Source organism: Xanthomonas sp. BRIP62418 (assembly GCF_003993495.1).
In the GTDB taxonomy this organism is placed as follows: domain Bacteria; phylum Pseudomonadota; class Gammaproteobacteria; order Xanthomonadales; family Xanthomonadaceae; genus Xanthomonas; species Xanthomonas euroxanthea.
This window is the reverse complement of sequence record NZ_QEZG01000037.1, coordinates 56,335-73,296: the sequence shown is the minus strand read 5'-3', so window position 1 is coordinate 73,296 and position 16,962 is coordinate 56,335. Positions and strand designations below refer to the sequence as shown.

Below are 16,962 nucleotides of genomic sequence, written 5' to 3'. Positions count from 1 at the left end.
GGGCCTTGCTCATTAGTCGTCCAAGCCGTTTTTGACGCCCCAGGCCTTGGCGTACAAATCATCGTAAGTTGCCCGAACTGGATTGAACCTCGACATATCGTCGTCGGCAATCGGATCCTCCTGGACGGGGGCGGGCTTGCGAAATGCGACATACAAGAAGATGGCGGCAACAAGCAGAATGATGAACGCATATGCCATTTGGCACCTCCTGTGGTGTTTCCACTATATCGCAGCCTATAGGCAGGCGCCTAGGGCGCTTGATTCCTGCAGGTTGGGAACTTAGGATTGCTGGGAATCTGCCACGCAGACGATGACTGGGGTTCCTTCCCCCTTTTTTCCAGCCTCTGGGCCATCCGCCCAAAGGCGCATGGTCCTTTTCCATTGTGGAGCGACCATGATCTCAAATGCTGCAGTTTGCTTAATTGTCCTACCTATCCTGATAGTGGTCTTCACTCTCATGGATCCGATTGGTGCCCTTCGGGCCAAACGGCCCCCTGAGCCTGAAGCGCTACCGGTCCTGCCTGCTGCTCAGGCTTTACCAACGCCCGTGCTGCTGCCGAGGCCTGTTGACGCAAACAGGCTTGGTCTACAACCAGTCACCTCAATGCAGGAGACGCTGGTGGTTCAGCAGACCGAGGTTCCAGTTGTGATCGCCGAGCATCTGGAAGATCCTTTCTTCGATGAAGATGAAGATGCTCCGCTTGTAGAGCCCCCAGACTATTGGGACTACATGACTGAGTATCAGGGTCGAATGCCGACATTCGATTACTCAGAGAGTGACCGCTATAACATTGCCGACGGCGTAATGGCCGTTGACGAAAGCAGTGATGAGTTCGTTGACGACGAGCGAGGTGTCTACCAGACACGGAACAGTGAGTTCGAGCCGCAAGCAACGTAAAGAGAAAGCCCGCATCCGCGGGCTTTTTTTTGCCTGCGCGTATGGCTGCACCGCCGGCTGTAGCGCACTGTCCGGCATGACCATTTCAGGACACCGCGTCCAATATGGACTGCGTGCTTGTCGGCGCGCTGGTACAGAGCGGCTCCTGCGTCGAAGGCACGCAATTACCCCCTTTTTTGCACATCCAAACGCTGATTCGTTACATGCGGGGCCGTCTACCTTGTCCCCACTCCCCAGCAAAGGACAGACGTGTCCCAGATCATGCCCTTCCCGAGGTATTTGAACACGCCCCAGCGGCTGCTGTTCTGGACCCTGGACCAGCTGATTCCCTTCGGCTTCTTCATGTGCGCGGGGATCATCACCGATCGTCCCCTGATCTGCATCACTCTCGGCATCGTCGCCAGCCGCTGGCTCACGAAGTATCGCGACAGCCGCCCCGATCACTTCATGTACCACGCCCTCTACTGGGTCGGGATGATCAGTTACAAGGGCCGCTGCGCAATCAACCCGTTCATTAAGCGAGTTTATCCCGCATGAAACTGCGACTCTTTACCAGCACGTGGAATGGACTCCACCTGCAGAACCATCTACTTCTGGCCTTCAGTGTACTGATGATCATCTGCAACCTGTTTCTGGGTATCGCGCTGATCGCCAAGGACAAGACCGTCGTGCTGGTTCCGCCTCGTCTTATTGGCGAGGCCAGCGTCACGGCCAACGACGCCGACGCTGCATTCAAGGAGTCGTTCGGCCTATCGCTTGCGACCATGATGGGCAATGTGACCCCGACGACGGCTCCATTCCTGGCCGACAACGTGGCGCGATACGTCGCCCCCGAAGCCCATCGCGAGATGATCGCAGCTGTCAGTGAACAGGCTGAGCAGATCAAGGGCGAACAGATTTCGATCCAGTTCGCTCCGAAAGAGGTTTTCTATCATCCCGGCATCAAGAAGGTCATCGTCAGTGGCGACTACTGGATTCGTGGCGCTCGAAACAGCGAGCAAAAGATGGTTCGCACCTACGAGTTGGGTCTGACCGTTCGCAACTATTCCGTGCAGCTGTCCAGTCTGAAGACCTACGAAGGTCCGTGGACGCAGCCGAAAGAAAAAGAACTCGAAGCGCAAGTCGCCGCCGCGTCCAAAAACTGATCCCTGAAGGTACTCAATGAATATCTGTATACGTCAAATCGTCGTGGGCGTGGCTACAGCCATGTTCGTCGCGGCGGTCCAGGCACAGGTGCTAGCGCCGCAAGACATGAAGCCTGGCGCCGCAGCTGTAGCCACTGCCAGCACGCTGCCGGGTGAGCGTCCGCTGGGTGTGACGCCTGAGCCACGCACGCTACCGGCCTCGCCAGCTCCCCAAGGCCAAGTCAATAGGCCCTTGAATCCAGGAGCGCTGCAGCAGGTTGAAATGCAGGCTCAAGCCGCGGCAAATCAGATACCGGTACGACCGCGTAAGACGCTTCCGGCCCCGCCGCCGGTGATCGAAGTGCAGTCCGGTCAGAACAAGGCTTTCGGTATCGCACTTTCGCACGTAAACCGGATCATCACCCCGTTCCGTGATCCGGAGATCAAGACCACAAGCGTGGCGACGATTTCAGCAGAGCGTGGTGTGATCTATGTGTCGACTCTGCTGCAAGATGAAATCGCATTGATGGTTTACGAAAAGGGTGATCCGTTCAACGCGATCTCCATCACCATGGTTCCTGATGCAATCAGTCCGGTGAGCGTCAAGGTCAATGTCGCAGGCTACGTCGCCAATACCGATACCGGCCACTCAGTGGCCAATGGCGACCTGGCTCGGGGATGGGAGTCGGATCAGCCATTCGTCGAAGTGGTGAAGTCGACTTTCCGCGAGATCGCCCTCGGTCGCGTCCCGGAGGGTTACGGCTTCCAAGCCATCAAGCGCGTACCTGCGCAGATGCCAACCTGCGATATCCCCGGCGTAGAGATCGCTCCCCAGCAGCTCATTACTGGCAATGCGATGGTGGTAATTGTCTCGCGCATCACCAATCGCAACTACAAGCCCATCAGTGTCGACGAATCTAAGTGCGAGTCGCCGGCAGTAATCGGCGCCGCCACCTGGCCTAGCCAGAAATTGGGGCCAGGCCAATCCGCAGAACTGTACGTCGCGGTACGGCAGCACGTTGAGACGGAAGGTCACCAGCGTCCGTCGTTGCTGGGCACTGGTGTGAGTAACTAAGGGACAGACATGAAGAAGAACGGAGTTCTGCAGCAGAAGTGGGAAAGCATGCCTGCGGGGCAGAAGAAGATTGCCATCACTGTGGGCATCTTCGGATCCCTGATCCTGGTGTGCATGCTCATCGTGATCTTGACCGGTGGCTCGGACAAGCCACGAAAGGAGCGAGTTGCGGCCTCGCGAATCGAAAACGCGCTACTGCCTGGTGGGGATTCGGCGAAGAAGATGGGCCTGAGCTCGCTGCCTCGCGAGATCGATGCGATGAGTCGTGATCGTGCGCGCGACAAGGAAATGATCGACAAACTGAAATCTCAGGTCGAAAGCCAAGCCCAGGGCGACAGTGGCGCTTCCCAGGCCCAGGAGGCGACACAGGCTCTGCGCAAAGAAGTCACCGAGATCCGTGACGTCGTTGAGCAGCTGGTGAAACTGCAGCAAGCGAATGGAGCCGCAGGCGCTGGTCCGGCGGGGCAGGGTGCTCCAGGTGCAGGCACGCCAGTTGGACAGCCCGCACCACAGGCCTATGGCGGCATCCGCACCATCGGTGCTCCGCAAGTGCCAAGTTCACTTACGAGCGTGCCCGTTTCAGCGCCGTTGACCGCACCACGATCGGACAGCGCTGGCACGGTCGATGCACCACCCAAAGCGGCGAAGGAGAAAGAAGCGGGTAACCAGGCCGAAACCTACACGCCGTCAGGCTCCATGATACAGGGCGTTCTGCTGACGGGCCTCGACGCCCCAACCGGTCAAGGTGCCATGAAAGAGCCAACGCCGGTTCTGATTCGCGTGAAGAAGGAATCGATCCTTCCCAATCGCTATCTCGCGGACTTTCGCGAATGCATGATCCTTGCCGGAGGTCATGGTGACCTTGCATCGGAACGGGCAATGCTTCGTGCCGAGAACCTCTCCTGCATACGCACAGACCGGTCAGTCATCGACGTGAAGCTGCAGGGTTGGGTTGTAGGCAATGACGGTAAGGCCGGCGTTCGTGGTCGTCTGGTAAGCAAGCAAGGTGCTGTGCTGGCCAAGGCTAGCTTGGCTGGTGTGGCTGATGGTATCTCGCAAGCATTTAGCGGCAACGTTCGCGGTGTGGCGCCTGGCAATGGTATCGACTCCGCATACGCTGCCCAATCCGGTGCGTTTGGTGGTGCCAGCACGGCGCTTGACCGCATTGCGGAGTACTACCTGAATCTCGCTGATCAGATGCACCCGGTAATCGAGATCGATGCCGGCCGGGAGGTAACGCTGGTGTTGGTACGTGGCATCTCACTCCCGCCATTGCGTGCGCGAACCCCTGCAAAGTAGGCCTTATTCACCCACTCATACGTGGGTTCATTACATCACCGACGACTTAGCCTGATTAGGTCAGGAGGACCCATGTTGAATATGAAAAACCCGCTTCTCGCTCTGAAGTGCCTAGCGGCGGCCAGCTGCCTCCTTATGCTAAACGCGTGCGCCACCGGCTCCAGCGGCAAATTCGCTTGCCCCGCTCCGGATGGCTTTAGCTGCATGAACCCGGTGGAGGTCTATGAAGCCACCAACGACATGTCAAACGCAGACGAACAACCGCGCGTTAAGAAGGGTGGCAAGCTGGCGCCGCAGACGATTGTGGTGCAGCCGGTAGCCCCGGCAGTTGCTGAGGCAGTCGCGGTCGGGCCGGACCGCTGTTGCAATCCAGTTCTGACTGGATTGTCGGTCGGCAAGAACGACTCTCTGTCCTTGGCACGACCGATGTCCCCAATCGTCCCCACGCAGCGCCAGGCTGATGCCCTCAATCGCGGAACACGCGCCTCACCTCAATTGCCGGACGGTGAGGCTTACCGGGAGTCGGCAAAGATCATGCGGATCTACGTCGCCCCCTGGGAGGACGAGCAAGGAGATCTGCACATGGGCGGAATCATCTATTCGGAAATTGAGCCGCGGAAGTGGCGGGTAGGGCAGCGCATGCCTGATGCATCCAACACGTTTGCTCTTCTGAAGGGACAGGCGGCGGCAGCGGACGACGAGGTGGCGTCGAACGAGCCGGTCACAGGAACCACCAGCAACAAATTCAACCCACCGCGCTAAATCTTTAAGAGGAATGCAATGAACAATATCAATCTGGACACGGGTGCTGCCTTTGTCAGCAAGCCGGAAAGCCGTGCAGTCGTTTTCGTCAAGGACAACGGCCTGCTGTTGTTGCTGGCCGCCGTAGTCGTCGGTCAGGCTTTGGCCTCGAGCGGTGGTGCCGCCACCGGTGGTGCGGAATTCCAGGACCTGTACGACCTGGTGCTTGGCTGGACGGAGGGGGTGCTGGGAAAGACCATCGCAGTCAGCGCATTTCTGATCGGCATGATCATGGGCGTGGCAAAGCAGAGCATCTGGGCTTTTGCGATCGGCATCTTGTTCGCGGCCGCGTTCGCCTTCGGCCCGGGCATTATCGACGGCGTGTTCACCGCCGGTTTCCAACTGTAAGTCAAGGGGCCGGTCAACGTGAAAGCACAAGAACGAGCTGAAGTTCGCGAGAAGGTGTTCGGTGTCATGAATGCCTTCGACAGCGACAACGATATCTTCGTCATCTCGCCGGACAGACTCGGCTTCGGCTTCATTTGCAATCCGTTGACCGGCTTCAGCGATGTGACGCAGCAGAGCATGAATTCTCTGTTGAACACCGCACTTCCAACTGGGTCTCTCATGCAGTTCGTGCTGTATGCGAGTCCCGACCTGGAAGGCAAGCTCCACCAATACATGGTGCTCCGTCAGAATCAGAAGGACGAGACCTTGCAGGGGCTGGCTCGCGCACGAGTGGAATACCTTCGCTCACTAACAGGCGAGCCGATCTCAAAGACCCACCAGGCCAAGCTGCGGAACATGCAGCTTTACGTGACGGTGCAAGTTCCGCATGGCAAGACGCCACCGAACGAAGCACAGTTAGCCCGGTTGACCGAGCAGATGTCCAGCATCAAGGCCGGCCTGAAGACCGCGGGATTTAGGCCCGAGACCATGACCGCCAAGTCCTACAAGCGCGTCATGGAAACGATCCTCAATCATTCGCCGCAGGCCGCCTGGAGAGCCATGCCTTGGTCGCAATACGACGAGGACAAGCTCCTATGCGATCAGTTGCTCGACCTCGACACGTGCGTAGACATTGAGCGCAACAAGCTACATCTAGGCGAGTTCGCCCAGGTCCGCGTAATGAGCGTGAAGCATTACCCGGATGACGTCTACCCGGGTATGGCAATGAAGTACGTCGGTGACCTCATGCGTGGAACCCGCGCGTTGCGCGAAGCCACGGTGATCACCGTCAACATAATCTACCCTGATCCAGACGACGAACGGGCCAAGCTCTTCGCCAAGAACACCTGGGCGACCAAGAACGCCGACGGTCCGCTCTCGAAATATATCCCCGACTATGGTAAGCAGAAACAGTCCTCCGACATTGCGGTAAAAGCGGTCAACGACGGCGACAGGATGATTCGTGCGTATGTGGGAGCAGCAGTATTTGCTCAGGACAGCGACAGCCTCATTCAAGCGTCCAGCGACCTGAAAAACGCCTTCCAAGAGATCGGCTTTTCGCTGCAGGACGACGCATTCATGGTCGGCCCGATGTTCTTCCAGATGCTTCCGTTCGCGGCAAGCGCCGACATGGAAGATGCGCTTGGACGCTACAAGCTGATGCCGACGCGGCACTGCGTGGCCATGCTGCCGCTGGTTGCCAGCTGGTCGGGCACCGGGACACCGATGCTCACCTTGTTCGGCCGCGACGGTCAGTTGATGTCCTTCTCCCCGTATGACTCGGACGGCAACTACAACTTCCTGATCTGCGCCCAGTCCGGCATGGGAAAATCTTTCCTCGCTAACGCGTTGACGACTAACTTCCTCAGTATGGGTGGCCGGGCGTGGATCATCGACAAAGGCTTCTCTTACAAGCAGATCTGCGAATTCCTGGACGGCCAGTACATCGAGTTTGATTCGAACTCCAACGTCTGCATGAATCCGTTCTCGGGGGTCCGCAGCTACGAGGAGGAAGCAGACATCCTGTGCGGAATCTTGACCGTTATGGCAGCCCCCGGCCAGGGTTTGAGTGACTTCCAGCTCTCGGGCTTGAAGCGAACACTGAAGGGCTGCTGGGATAAGAGCGGTACGTTAACCACGGTTGACATGATCGCGGACCTATTGATCGCCGAGGAAGACAAGCGCCTCAACGACATTGGTCACCAGTTGTTCTCCTTCACGTCGGCTGGAGAATTCGGTCGCTACTTCAATGGCGTGAACAATTTGCGGATGGACGCCCGCATGGTTGTGCTTGAGTTGCAGCAGCTTTCCGGCCGCATGCATTTGCAGCGTGTGGTCCTCTTACAGTTGCTCAACCAAATCCAGCAGGCGATGGATGGTTTGCCGCGCGACATGCCGAAGCTGCTACTGGTGGACGAAGCGTTTGCCTTGCTGGCTTCGAACGAGACCCAGAAGTTCATCGAGACTTTCTACCGTCAGATCCGAAAGTTCGGCGGTAGCGCGGGCATCTGCACCCAGTCAGTTAACGACTTGTACGTCAACGCCGGCGCAATCGCGATGGTCGAGAATTCGGCCCACATGTTGCTGCTTGGCCAGAAAAAGGAATCCATCGCGCAGGTCAAGAAAGAAAGCCGTTTGGAGCTGGGTGAGGTGGGCTTCCGTCTACTCGCGACGGTCCACACGGTCCCCGGTGACTACTCGGAAATCTTGATCAACAACGCTTTCGGTATCGGCATTGGCCGCCTAGTCGTCTCTGATGTGGAGAAATTGATGTTCTCATCAAAAGCGCAGGACGTGATGGCGATCAAGTCGTATCGAGACAAGGGAATGAACCTAATGGACGCCATCTATGCGGTACTGCGGGACCGCGGCATCCACGTCAAGGACGCGGGCCAGCGGCTGGCAAGCTAACTCCAAGGATTTACCATGGACAAGAAACTTCTCCTTTTTTTGTTGATATACCCGCTCGCAATCGGTGCGGCAAACTATTTCGTCTGCCACTCAGTTATTAAGAGTGAGCTCGCAGTGCGACCGCCAATTGCTGTTGTTGATGAAGCCACCTTCATCCAGCAGAACCTGAAGCCCAATGCGACGACACAGGACCTTGAGCAACTACTTCTGCGTTCGGAGCATGCGGCGACCACGCTCACTGAAAATGGCTACCTGGTGCTGAGGAAGAATCAGGTGTTCTCCTCACCCGCTGAAATTGAGGCGAAGCCGTGAGCTATGTGCAGACCCCTGTGCGTCCGCGGTGGTCTGCACGCTTCGTAAAAAACCTGTTTGCAGTGCTGGCCATTTCGACGATGGTGGCCGTTTCCTACGTCCAGAGCACATATACACTCGGCTTTGACCTCCAAGCGACGCGATGCTTGCCTTGGTCAGTCTATTGGGTAACGAGGGTGGTGCCAGAAGAGGTTAAGCGCGGGATTCTGTATCAGTACCGCTTTACTGGCGACGAGAAACTATTAGGCCGCAATCTGGTCAAGTTCGCGGCTGCCGTGCCGGGCGACCGAATCAAGCTTGATCCACGTGGTGTGTGGATCAACGGCGAGTACTGGGGACCAATGCACCCGCTGCAGGTCGAGCGACTGATTGCTGCAGGTCAGGCGCCGTTTGCAAGTTTCGTGGTCCCCAAAGGCAAGGTGCTGATGCTTGGCACATTGCCACAGACGTACGACAGCCGATATGTCGGTTTGGTCGACATATCCGCACTCAATGGAACCGCTACGCCGCTATGGTAGTTCGCCAGCTTGTATCTCTGCTTCTCGCTACGGCGTTTACGCCGCTTTCGTCTCTATCTGCTTACGCCCAGCAAGATGCCAGTGCTGTGGACATCGGCACCAAAGCAGCCGAAGGCAAACCCGCCGACACCTTTGCCCACGACCTGATGACGCAATCGGTCGAGGTGCTCAACAACAGTGCCGCCTACGTCGGCGACGCAAACGAGTTGATGGCCACCGAGAAGGTTTTGCAGGTTCAGCGTGAGCAGGAGGCTTACTTCAAGTCGCTGCTGCAGGCGGCCACAAGCTACAACGCTGACGCTATGAATGCGGCGGCCGTGAAGTACGGTTTGAAGCCTGAATCCAAAAAGCTTGAGGTGGAGCAGGGCAGTGGTGCTTCCAAGTTTCGCTACCGCCTTCATATCTCCTGGTCCATGGGCGACGCCGCTATAAGGCAGGCGCTGGAGTACGGACTTAAGTATCGGGAATCGATGGTGCTCTCGCTGCGCGGACCGCGCCCTGGCGAAAAGCTTGAGCCGCTGATCTTTGCCATCGTCAAGCTGATGGGCGAAGTGAAGGAGGGGTCGGTGGTACCGAACATTGAGATCAATCCACCCTCGTTCACGGACAACGATGTAACCGTTGCGCCGACTCTTGTGGTCATGAATGAGCAGGGCCAGCCTATCGCAAAGGTTGCCGGGGTGATGAATCCGGAATGGGTCGAGTCGGAGATAGAAGCCGGACGCCGAGGCGATCTTGGCAAGCACGGACAGACGTCAGCTATCGGCGAAATCGACATGATGCAAGCAATGATCGAGAAGGCAAAAGCAACTGACACAAAGGCCATGGCTGAGCGCGCGAAGGCACGCATCTGGCAAAACCTTCCGATGATTCCTCTCCCGAAAACCACGGTGCCTCGTATCCGTGAGCTTGACCCAGGCTTCTACGTCACCGAGGACATTCCGCTTCCAGATGGCACGTTTCTCGCAAGAAAGGGTGACTACGTAAACCCGCTTGAAGACGAGTTGATGGCTTTTGACGACGTCATAGTCATCGTGGATGCGAACGATCCCGAGCAGGTCGACTTCGCGGCGGCAGTGAACTCGGCATATCGTTCGACCGGCGTAATCACGATGCTGACAGATCTAGACCGCAGCAATGGTTGGGATGTTATAGGGCGACTCACACAGCGCTTCAAGGACCAGCCGTTCTTGCTGACTAGTGACGTTAAAGAACGCTTCCGCGTAGAGCGCGTTCCAACAGTAATCACTGTGGTTGATAAAAAAATCCTTGTGCAAGAAATTCCCGCTGAAAGCGTAAAGGTGAAGCAATGAAAGGACTATTGATTGCCTGCGCACTTATGCTGGCAGCTTTCGGCGGTGTTGCACAAGCGCAAGATGGCGGGGACGGAAAGTTCGGCTGCCCGGACTCCAAGTTCTTGGGTTCAGCCTTTTTCAATAATGTTTGCTGGAGTTGCATATTTCCGATACGTGTCATGGGTATTAATCTTGGTCCGGCAGACGGTGCATCAAACTACGGTGAGAGTGGCGTCGGCAACATGCTTCCGGATATTTTTGGATCTGGCAACTCAAGGCGGATTCCAAATGGAACGGCTGCCCCTATCTGTCTTTGTCCGGGAAGGTCTGGATATCCAGCGATCGGCATCACATGGGGATATTGGGAGCCATCGCATTTAACCGAAGTGGTCCGAAAGCCATACTGCGCTCCATTGTTCGGAACTACCTTGTTGAAAGACAGCGCGAAAGGAATGCCTGGCGGCCAAGACGTCACCGCTGGTCAAACGGCAATGAAAATGATTCGCTGGGGTGGCCCCAATAAGGCTTCTGACGCTACCAGCGAGAACCTGGGCCAAACCTTCTACCACTACCACTGGCTTAAATCGCCATACGGCTATGTCAGCGACTGGATTCAGTCGGCACTTTGTTCGTCGGGCAGTGGCGGTGACATGGACTATCTGTGGTTGAGCGAGATCGATCCTGTCTGGACCAAGGAAAGGCTTGCAAATCTGACCCACCCTGAATCAAAGCTATTCGCTAATCCTGTGGCGCAGCTGGCCTGTATGGCTGATGCAGTTACCAGCACGGTCAGTAAGCCCTCGGAGCTTCTCTTCTGGTGTGCTGGCTCGTGGGGCGCAATTTATCCACACATGGGATACCTAGGCTACGAGGCAAGCGCACCTCGTGAGACCTCACTCCTTGCGACCCGTGTTTGGGCGCAGATGCACCGTCGGGGTTTGGCAAAGAAGCGCTATGGAAACGGATCGGTGTGTGCTGCCCGTTTTTACTTCACTCTACCCAAACAAGGGTATCGGCTGCAGACGTTCTATCCATTACGTGAAACTAAGAATAATCATTGGATAGGAGCTAGTCCATTTCGGTGGGGAGAATGGCGGAATGTTCCTTACACGGGAGAAGATTATATTTATCTATCATCTTCATATAGTGAATGCTGTTTTACATTCTGGTAATAGCGAGAAACGAACATTGGATATTAAAAATCAAATTCTTCTCTCGCTGATCCTATTCGCCTTTTCAGCAACGGCGACAGGTCAGTCATCGGTCAAAGATGCAACCGGAACCGTAGAGGGCAGCACGGCCCAGGCTGGCTTCACAGATGGTGCTGGCAAAAATGGCACAGGTATCGTCCAGATCAATGGGCGCTCGTATCAAGCGGATGAAGTTCTACCTTCGGGCGCCAACAAGGGGTACGTCGACCGCTTGAAGCAAATCGATGGCTCCAAGAACTTGCAGGGCCTGCAGTCCGCGTATAACGACCTTAGTCCGCAGATCGATAAGGACCCTTCATCCTGGGCCGAAGCTACCCGCACCTCTACCGTTGTGCCGAGGGACATGCACCGCGTACAGGATGAATTACGCAATGACAATACGCTTTGGGAGCAAAGTCTTCAGAAGTTGAGTGATGGTGGAGCGCGCGAAACCCTTGGAGACATGCTCACAGAGTGCAAAACGACCACTGTTGTAACGCCGGGTAGCAAAACGCACACGTATACCGAAGAGCGTTATTGCGACACTGTCAACATACCGGCCGAGAACGGTAACAAGGATGTCTGCGAGCGCCAGGCTGAGTATACGGAAACGCCAACAAGTGATCGCAAGCAAAAGGTGTCCCAGTTGTTTGTGTCCGCTGAGGGCAATGGAACAGTATGTAAGCGCGAAACCCGCGCGGAAAACTACCGGGACACATTGTCTGGCACCATTACCTCGACTATCGATCTGACCGCTGAAGTCGGCGGATTGTCTTGCCGTCGCGAAATTATTCCTGAGTCAGTCACCACGCAGGTGACGGGAGAAAAGTCCGTAGCGTTGCCGATCGACCAGCAAATTCCGGCGAACCTATGCTCCCGGGAGGTCTTCAGCGAGCTGCGTGAGGCGCATACGTCGAACTCGATGGATGCTGCGCTCAACGTCAACAATGAAGTTGGCGGATTGTCTTGTACCCGCAGGCGAACGTTGTATCGTCAGAACCAAACGATCACCAAGACCTACACGGCGCAGCAGACGTTTTCTAGGAGCGGCTCAACTGCTAGTGCTGCTATCTGGATGGCTGGACCGCCGGAGCCGAACCAAGCACAGCCGGTTTTTGTTTCTGCTAGAAAGATCTCCGGTACGTTTGGACCTGGCAGCTTTGGTCCCGGCGACGGAAGCTGGACGAACTCGGTAAGCATTTGGTGGGACGGTGCGAGTTGGGCGCTAACGGGTGATACTCCTGGCAACCATCTGTGTCGGAGTGGCAACTGCACTTCGACCTACGAGATCACTTATCAAGTTCAGGCAGTCTCCAATGTTTGGGGTATCGCTGAGAGTGGTAACTGCTGGGACGGTGGTACGGCTCAGTGCCCGACACAGTGGGGTTGCACACAGGCTGCACCAACAGGTGTTGATGGTATCTGGGTCTCGGATGCGGAAGTGGCCCAGCTTGGCGCACTCTATCCAGGTTCACCGAATACTTGCGTCAGCTCAACGCTGACCCGGACCTGTGGCGGCGCTGCTACAAGCTCAAACGAAGTTAACATATCGAGCCGTCTTGCTTCGGGTACAACCTCGATATCGAACTTTCGGGTTGAAGTTCTCAACCCACAAGATGGGATCACCGTGCAGACCACGCAGGTTCCTAGTGCGGGTAATGGATGGCTAGCCCGGTTTAACGTTGTGCGTACTAACTTCTCCTATTCACCTGCAGCACCGCAAATCCGTCTCTATTGGATTTCAAATGTGTGGACAACCTTCATCGGAACACGCGATTCTGGCAATTGCAGCGCAGCAGGAAGCCCGAACTGTCCGACGAGGTGGAGCTGTTCCGCCGGCGCACCAACAACAGTGAACGGCGTGACGATTAGCGCTGCCGATGCTGCTAGCCGGGCACCCTTGTTTCCTGGTGCTCAAAACAACTGCGCGCGTGCGAGTCTGGACAAAGTGTGCTCTGGTACCGCTAGCATGAGCTCAGTCATCAGCATCGCCGATAAACTTCCCGAGGGCACGGTATCTATCAGCGACTTCCAAGTGCAGACTCTAAATCCCCAGTCCGGTGTCAATGTTGTATTGACACAGACGCCATCCCGGGATAACGGTTGGAACGCGCATTATCGAGTCGATCGTAGCAATTACAGCTATCAGCCGGTCAGTCCACAAATCAAGATGACGTGGGGCGCGACTGTCACTATCATCGCGACCAAGGTGACCGACACGGGTAACTGCAGCGACCCAGGGTCTACTGCATGCCCGACCCGGTGGACGTGTGCAGCGAACGCGCCAACAACAGTCAACGGAATTGCAGTATCCGCTGCGATGGCGCAGAAACATGCGCCATTGTTCCCTGGAGCGATCGCCTCTTGCACAACCGGTCATCTCACGCGTGTATGTGATGGTAGCTCCGCGCTAATTACCTCCATATACATCGGACACCTTCTGTCATCCGACTCTACAGAGATCTCTCAATTCGCTTGGAAGGTCAACAATCCACAAAGCGGTGTAACGATCGAGCTAGTAGAAGCTCCGTCGTTATCAAATGGTTGGCTAGCCAAGTTTCGCGGTACCCGAAACTACCCCGTCTCAACAAACCCGGTGAAGCCAAGTCTGACGCTGAATTGGAACTTCTTATCGGAACTGAAGGTACGGACAAGCATCATCACCACTGGCGATTGCACTAATCCCTACGGCTCAATTGCTTCTGCCGTAACGCAGGAAAATAGAAAGCCAGATTCTGTCCAGATGATGCTTGCGAAGAGCGATGAGGCAGAAGTGGAGAGCGCTAGCGTGTTTGAGCGCACAGCTCTAGCGGTCCTAACCGGGTTTGTTCCAACAGCAAACGCCAGTCCAATGATGCTTGCGAGCATGTCGGCATTGGCTGCCAGCAGCTGTCCAGTGCAGTGGTACTGCACGAAGACCGCGCCTGGCACTGCCAACGGGGTCTATGTCTACCCCGCCGACTTGCAACAGCGGGGTGAGTTGTACCCGGGTGAAAACTTCACCTGCCTTGATGCTGAATACCGAAGGGAGTGTGAGGGCACTGGCTCAAACCAGACCCATATTTCACTTGCAGATCAGATTCCCGCAAACGTGAAATCAATCGCCAATTATGGCTGGCAGATTGTTGATCCTGGTCAGGGAGTGGGCGTGCGCCAGATCCAAGCACCTAGCTTGGACAATGGGTGGAGAGCAATTTTTGAAACAACCCGTACTGACTGGACCGTTGATTCGAAGCCGCCGACGGTTCGTCTTGTCTGGGATCAGATCGGTATTCCGAATTGGAATGTCGATACTGTCGATCAAGGGAATTGCGGACAAGACGGTGATGAATTCTGCAAAACGCAGTGGACTTGTCTGGAGAGCTATCCGCCGGATCCGCCGAAAATTTCAGAAATAGTATCGAGAGAGATTGATCTAGTTGGTTCGGATTTAATGAACGGTACCGTAAGTATAACTATTAGTCTGCGTGAATATATGGGCGATGTCGGAGCAATCCATGACTTCAGAGTCTCATCTCTTTCAGGCACAGTAGACGTGGCGATAGTGGTTGAACCGTCAAAGGCGAACGCCTGGAGGGTCAGCCTGAATGCGACGACAAAAGGTTTTCAGTACCAGTACGTGGCAGGCAAAGGTCTCCAAACGTTTTCCCGCGGCAAGATCAACTTTGCGTTCAAGCTAGGTGCTCGCCCCCCGTATGTCCCTCCCCCGTACCGCAGTCAGAGCCCTGGCCCGCTCTATCCGGGCGATGACGGCTCGTGCAAGCGTGCTGAGAAGACGATGAACTGCAGCGGTATTTGGGAGGGTGAGCAGTGCTTCATAGACGAAGACGGCAAGCGTGAATGTGTGATCCAGCCCCCGACCGGAGAGGTTCCAAACGAGTGCAAGCGTCTGGCCGATGACGAATCGTGCACGGAGGTGCGGGAGGAGTGCTCTGAAGGCGGCATGTCGTCCACCGGTCACTGCTACACCGGCACAAAGGTCTACGCTTGCAAGGTGACCGTGGTTGGTGATGACGTTGAGATCAAGGAAGAGACCACTTGCGAAGGTGCCCAACCCGTTCCATGCGCAGACGGCAGCTGCAGTAATGACGACAAGGGCACGGTGAGTGTCTCCAAGGCCGGGGCCGAGCTGGTCACTAGCCAGACTATCCTCATGGACTACAAGGTGGATGGCGCGCCGGGCGGTGTTGGTGGCATGGCCAAGGCTATTCCCATCGAGAAGGGGGCGCACGTTGACTCCATGATCGCGAAGGTGTTTGAGGCAGCACTGAGCGGCATCATCCCGAGCGCAGTGGCTCAGGAGAACAAAGATGATGCATTTGGCGTCCCCCTTCCGTTTCCGGTCCCAGACCCTGATCCACCAGGTAACCCGGATGATGCTATGGCCATGGAAATGCTCTCTAAGGTCAAGCTATTCACGGGCACGCGGGATTCGTGCAAGAAGATGCTGGGCGGTTTGCTCGATTGCTGCACCAAGGATCCGCCTGACAGCCAAAAGCAATGGTGGGAACGGTATGGAAACTTTGCTCGAGAGAACGGGATGGCCGATCTAGGCGAGTTTTCCGACGAACAAAATGGCGACGGAACAGGCGTATGGGATAACTACGATGCTAGCTCAGACTCCATGACATTGAATCAGTCTTTCACTTCACTTGCAGAGAACATCAATGGTGGAGGCACTCCTGGAGCAGGCGATCCGAACGCGACGCTTGAAGACTTTGCAAAGAAGTTTTCCAACTTCTCAGCAAGCAATATCCGTCCGAAGCTGGGTTGGTACTGCAAGGACCACGAGAAGGATTTGGCGATCAAGAAGAACCTAGGCCAATGCACTTATCTCGGCTCCTACTGCCAGACTGAATCACTGTTGGGCATCTGCATCGTGAAGATGCATGTGTCGTGCTGTTTTAATTCCACAGTGAGTAAGTCGATCCGGGACCATATGGCTAAGGACGGGCGCTTTGGCATGGGCACGGCCAAGCGACCGCAGTGCGGCGGCATTCCTCTCACGCAGCTGATCAACGCCAACATGGAGAATTTCAGCACGGATGAAGTAGAGGCACGCATGGCTGCCGGCGGATTCACCCCGGACATGGCCGAGTTGTCGGGTCTGTCGGGTGAAGAATTCGACGTGGAGATGTTTGGCGCAGGCAATTCGCTCAATGACCCAACCCGGAAAGGCCTTCAGCAGCGCACGGACGAACGAATGGATGCGGTGAGTCCAAATATCGTGGAGGGTTATGACGCGATCGACGGAGCAATCAATAAGCGATCGAATATTGCGAACACCGATGTTGCGGATCCTGAAAGCTCGGGTGCAATCACCTTTAATCCGGGTTTGTACTTTGTAGACCAGGGGCATATCGCGAATGTCAAGGTCAATCGTAACGGCGGTAAGGGAACCGTGAGCGTCACTTTGCGGACCATTTCCGGAGGCACGGCAGTTTCAGGCACGGACTTCACTCCTGTGAACACGACCTTGACCTGGGCGGCCGGTGAAGTGGGCACCAAGTCGGTCGGGATTCAGACGAGCAATCGCAATCGTTCAGCTGCTGCGACGATCACGCTCGAAATCTCAAATGCAACTGGTGGTGCGGTCATCAATCCTTTGAACAGCGCTACTGTCGAAATCAATAAGGCATCGGATTAATAAA

At 55.9% G+C, this 16,962-nt stretch carries 14 protein-coding genes; 13 read left to right on the top strand and 1 reads right to left on the bottom strand.

Annotated elements, in window-relative coordinates:
- Positions 1-12: 12 nt before the first annotated feature.
- On the bottom strand, positions 13-198 hold the full coding sequence (locus EO174_RS11455; protein ID WP_005989475.1) for a hypothetical protein: 186 nt from the start codon (positions 196-198) through the stop codon (positions 13-15).
- 196 nt (positions 199-394) lie between these two features.
- Between EO174_RS11455 and EO174_RS11450 the strand changes: the two genes are divergently transcribed.
- The 13 genes from EO174_RS11450 (at position 395) to traN (ending at position 16,958) form a co-directional block, all read left to right on the top strand.
- A complete protein-coding gene (locus EO174_RS11450) occupies positions 395-898 on the top strand; it encodes a hypothetical protein (protein WP_126936943.1) in 504 nt (167 codons plus the stop codon).
- A 249-nt stretch (positions 899-1,147) separates the two neighbouring features.
- Positions 1,148-1,435 (top strand): type IV conjugative transfer system protein TraL, encoded by a 288-nt coding sequence (gene traL / locus EO174_RS11445; RefSeq protein ID WP_050812845.1) that lies wholly within the window; start codon positions 1,148-1,150, stop codon positions 1,433-1,435.
- Positions 1,432-2,043 (top strand): TraE/TraK family type IV conjugative transfer system protein, encoded by a 612-nt coding sequence (locus EO174_RS11440; protein ID WP_005989466.1) that lies wholly within the window; start codon positions 1,432-1,434, stop codon positions 2,041-2,043. Before traL ends, EO174_RS11440 begins: the two co-directional genes overlap by 4 nt.
- A 16-nt stretch (positions 2,044-2,059) precedes the next feature.
- Complete coding sequence (locus EO174_RS11435; RefSeq protein ID WP_031424465.1) at positions 2,060-3,097, top strand: type-F conjugative transfer system secretin TraK; 1,038 nt, start codon at positions 2,060-2,062, stop codon at positions 3,095-3,097.
- Positions 3,098-3,106: 9 nt separating this feature from the next.
- Positions 3,107-4,396, top strand: a complete 1,290-nt coding sequence (locus EO174_RS11430; protein ID WP_005989461.1) for a TraB/VirB10 family protein — start codon at positions 3,107-3,109, stop codon at positions 4,394-4,396.
- Between the two features lie 72 nt (positions 4,397-4,468).
- Entirely contained in the window at positions 4,469-5,158 is a 690-nt protein-coding gene (locus EO174_RS11425; protein WP_005989459.1) for a TraV family lipoprotein, read from the top strand.
- 18 nt (positions 5,159-5,176) lie between these two features.
- Positions 5,177-5,545 (top strand): TraA family conjugative transfer protein, encoded by a 369-nt coding sequence (gene traA / locus EO174_RS11420; protein WP_005989457.1) that lies wholly within the window; start codon positions 5,177-5,179, stop codon positions 5,543-5,545.
- Between the two features lie 66 nt (positions 5,546-5,611).
- Positions 5,612-7,996, top strand: coding sequence for a type IV secretion system protein TraC (gene traC, locus EO174_RS11415; RefSeq protein ID WP_046932294.1), 2,385 nt, complete (start codon positions 5,612-5,614; stop codon positions 7,994-7,996).
- 15 nt (positions 7,997-8,011) lie between these two features.
- Complete coding sequence (locus tag EO174_RS11410) at positions 8,012-8,308, top strand: hypothetical protein (RefSeq protein WP_005989453.1); 297 nt, start codon at positions 8,012-8,014, stop codon at positions 8,306-8,308.
- Positions 8,305-8,826 (top strand): S26 family signal peptidase, encoded by a 522-nt coding sequence (locus EO174_RS11405; RefSeq protein ID WP_031424457.1) that lies wholly within the window; start codon positions 8,305-8,307, stop codon positions 8,824-8,826. The genes EO174_RS11410 and EO174_RS11405 overlap by 4 nt, the downstream gene beginning before the upstream one ends.
- Positions 8,820-10,139: a TrbC family F-type conjugative pilus assembly protein gene (locus EO174_RS11400; RefSeq protein WP_005990034.1), complete on the top strand. Its 1,320-nt coding sequence runs from the start codon at positions 8,820-8,822 to the stop codon at positions 10,137-10,139. The genes EO174_RS11405 and EO174_RS11400 overlap by 7 nt, the downstream gene beginning before the upstream one ends.
- Positions 10,136-11,293, top strand: coding sequence for a TraU family protein (locus EO174_RS11395; protein WP_074059631.1), 1,158 nt, complete (start codon positions 10,136-10,138; stop codon positions 11,291-11,293). Before EO174_RS11400 ends, EO174_RS11395 begins: the two co-directional genes overlap by 4 nt.
- 16 nt (positions 11,294-11,309) lie before the next feature.
- Positions 11,310-16,958, top strand: a complete 5,649-nt coding sequence (gene traN / locus EO174_RS11390) for a conjugal transfer protein TraN (RefSeq protein ID WP_164736898.1) — start codon at positions 11,310-11,312, stop codon at positions 16,956-16,958.
- The last annotated feature ends 4 nt before the right edge of the window (positions 16,959-16,962 follow it).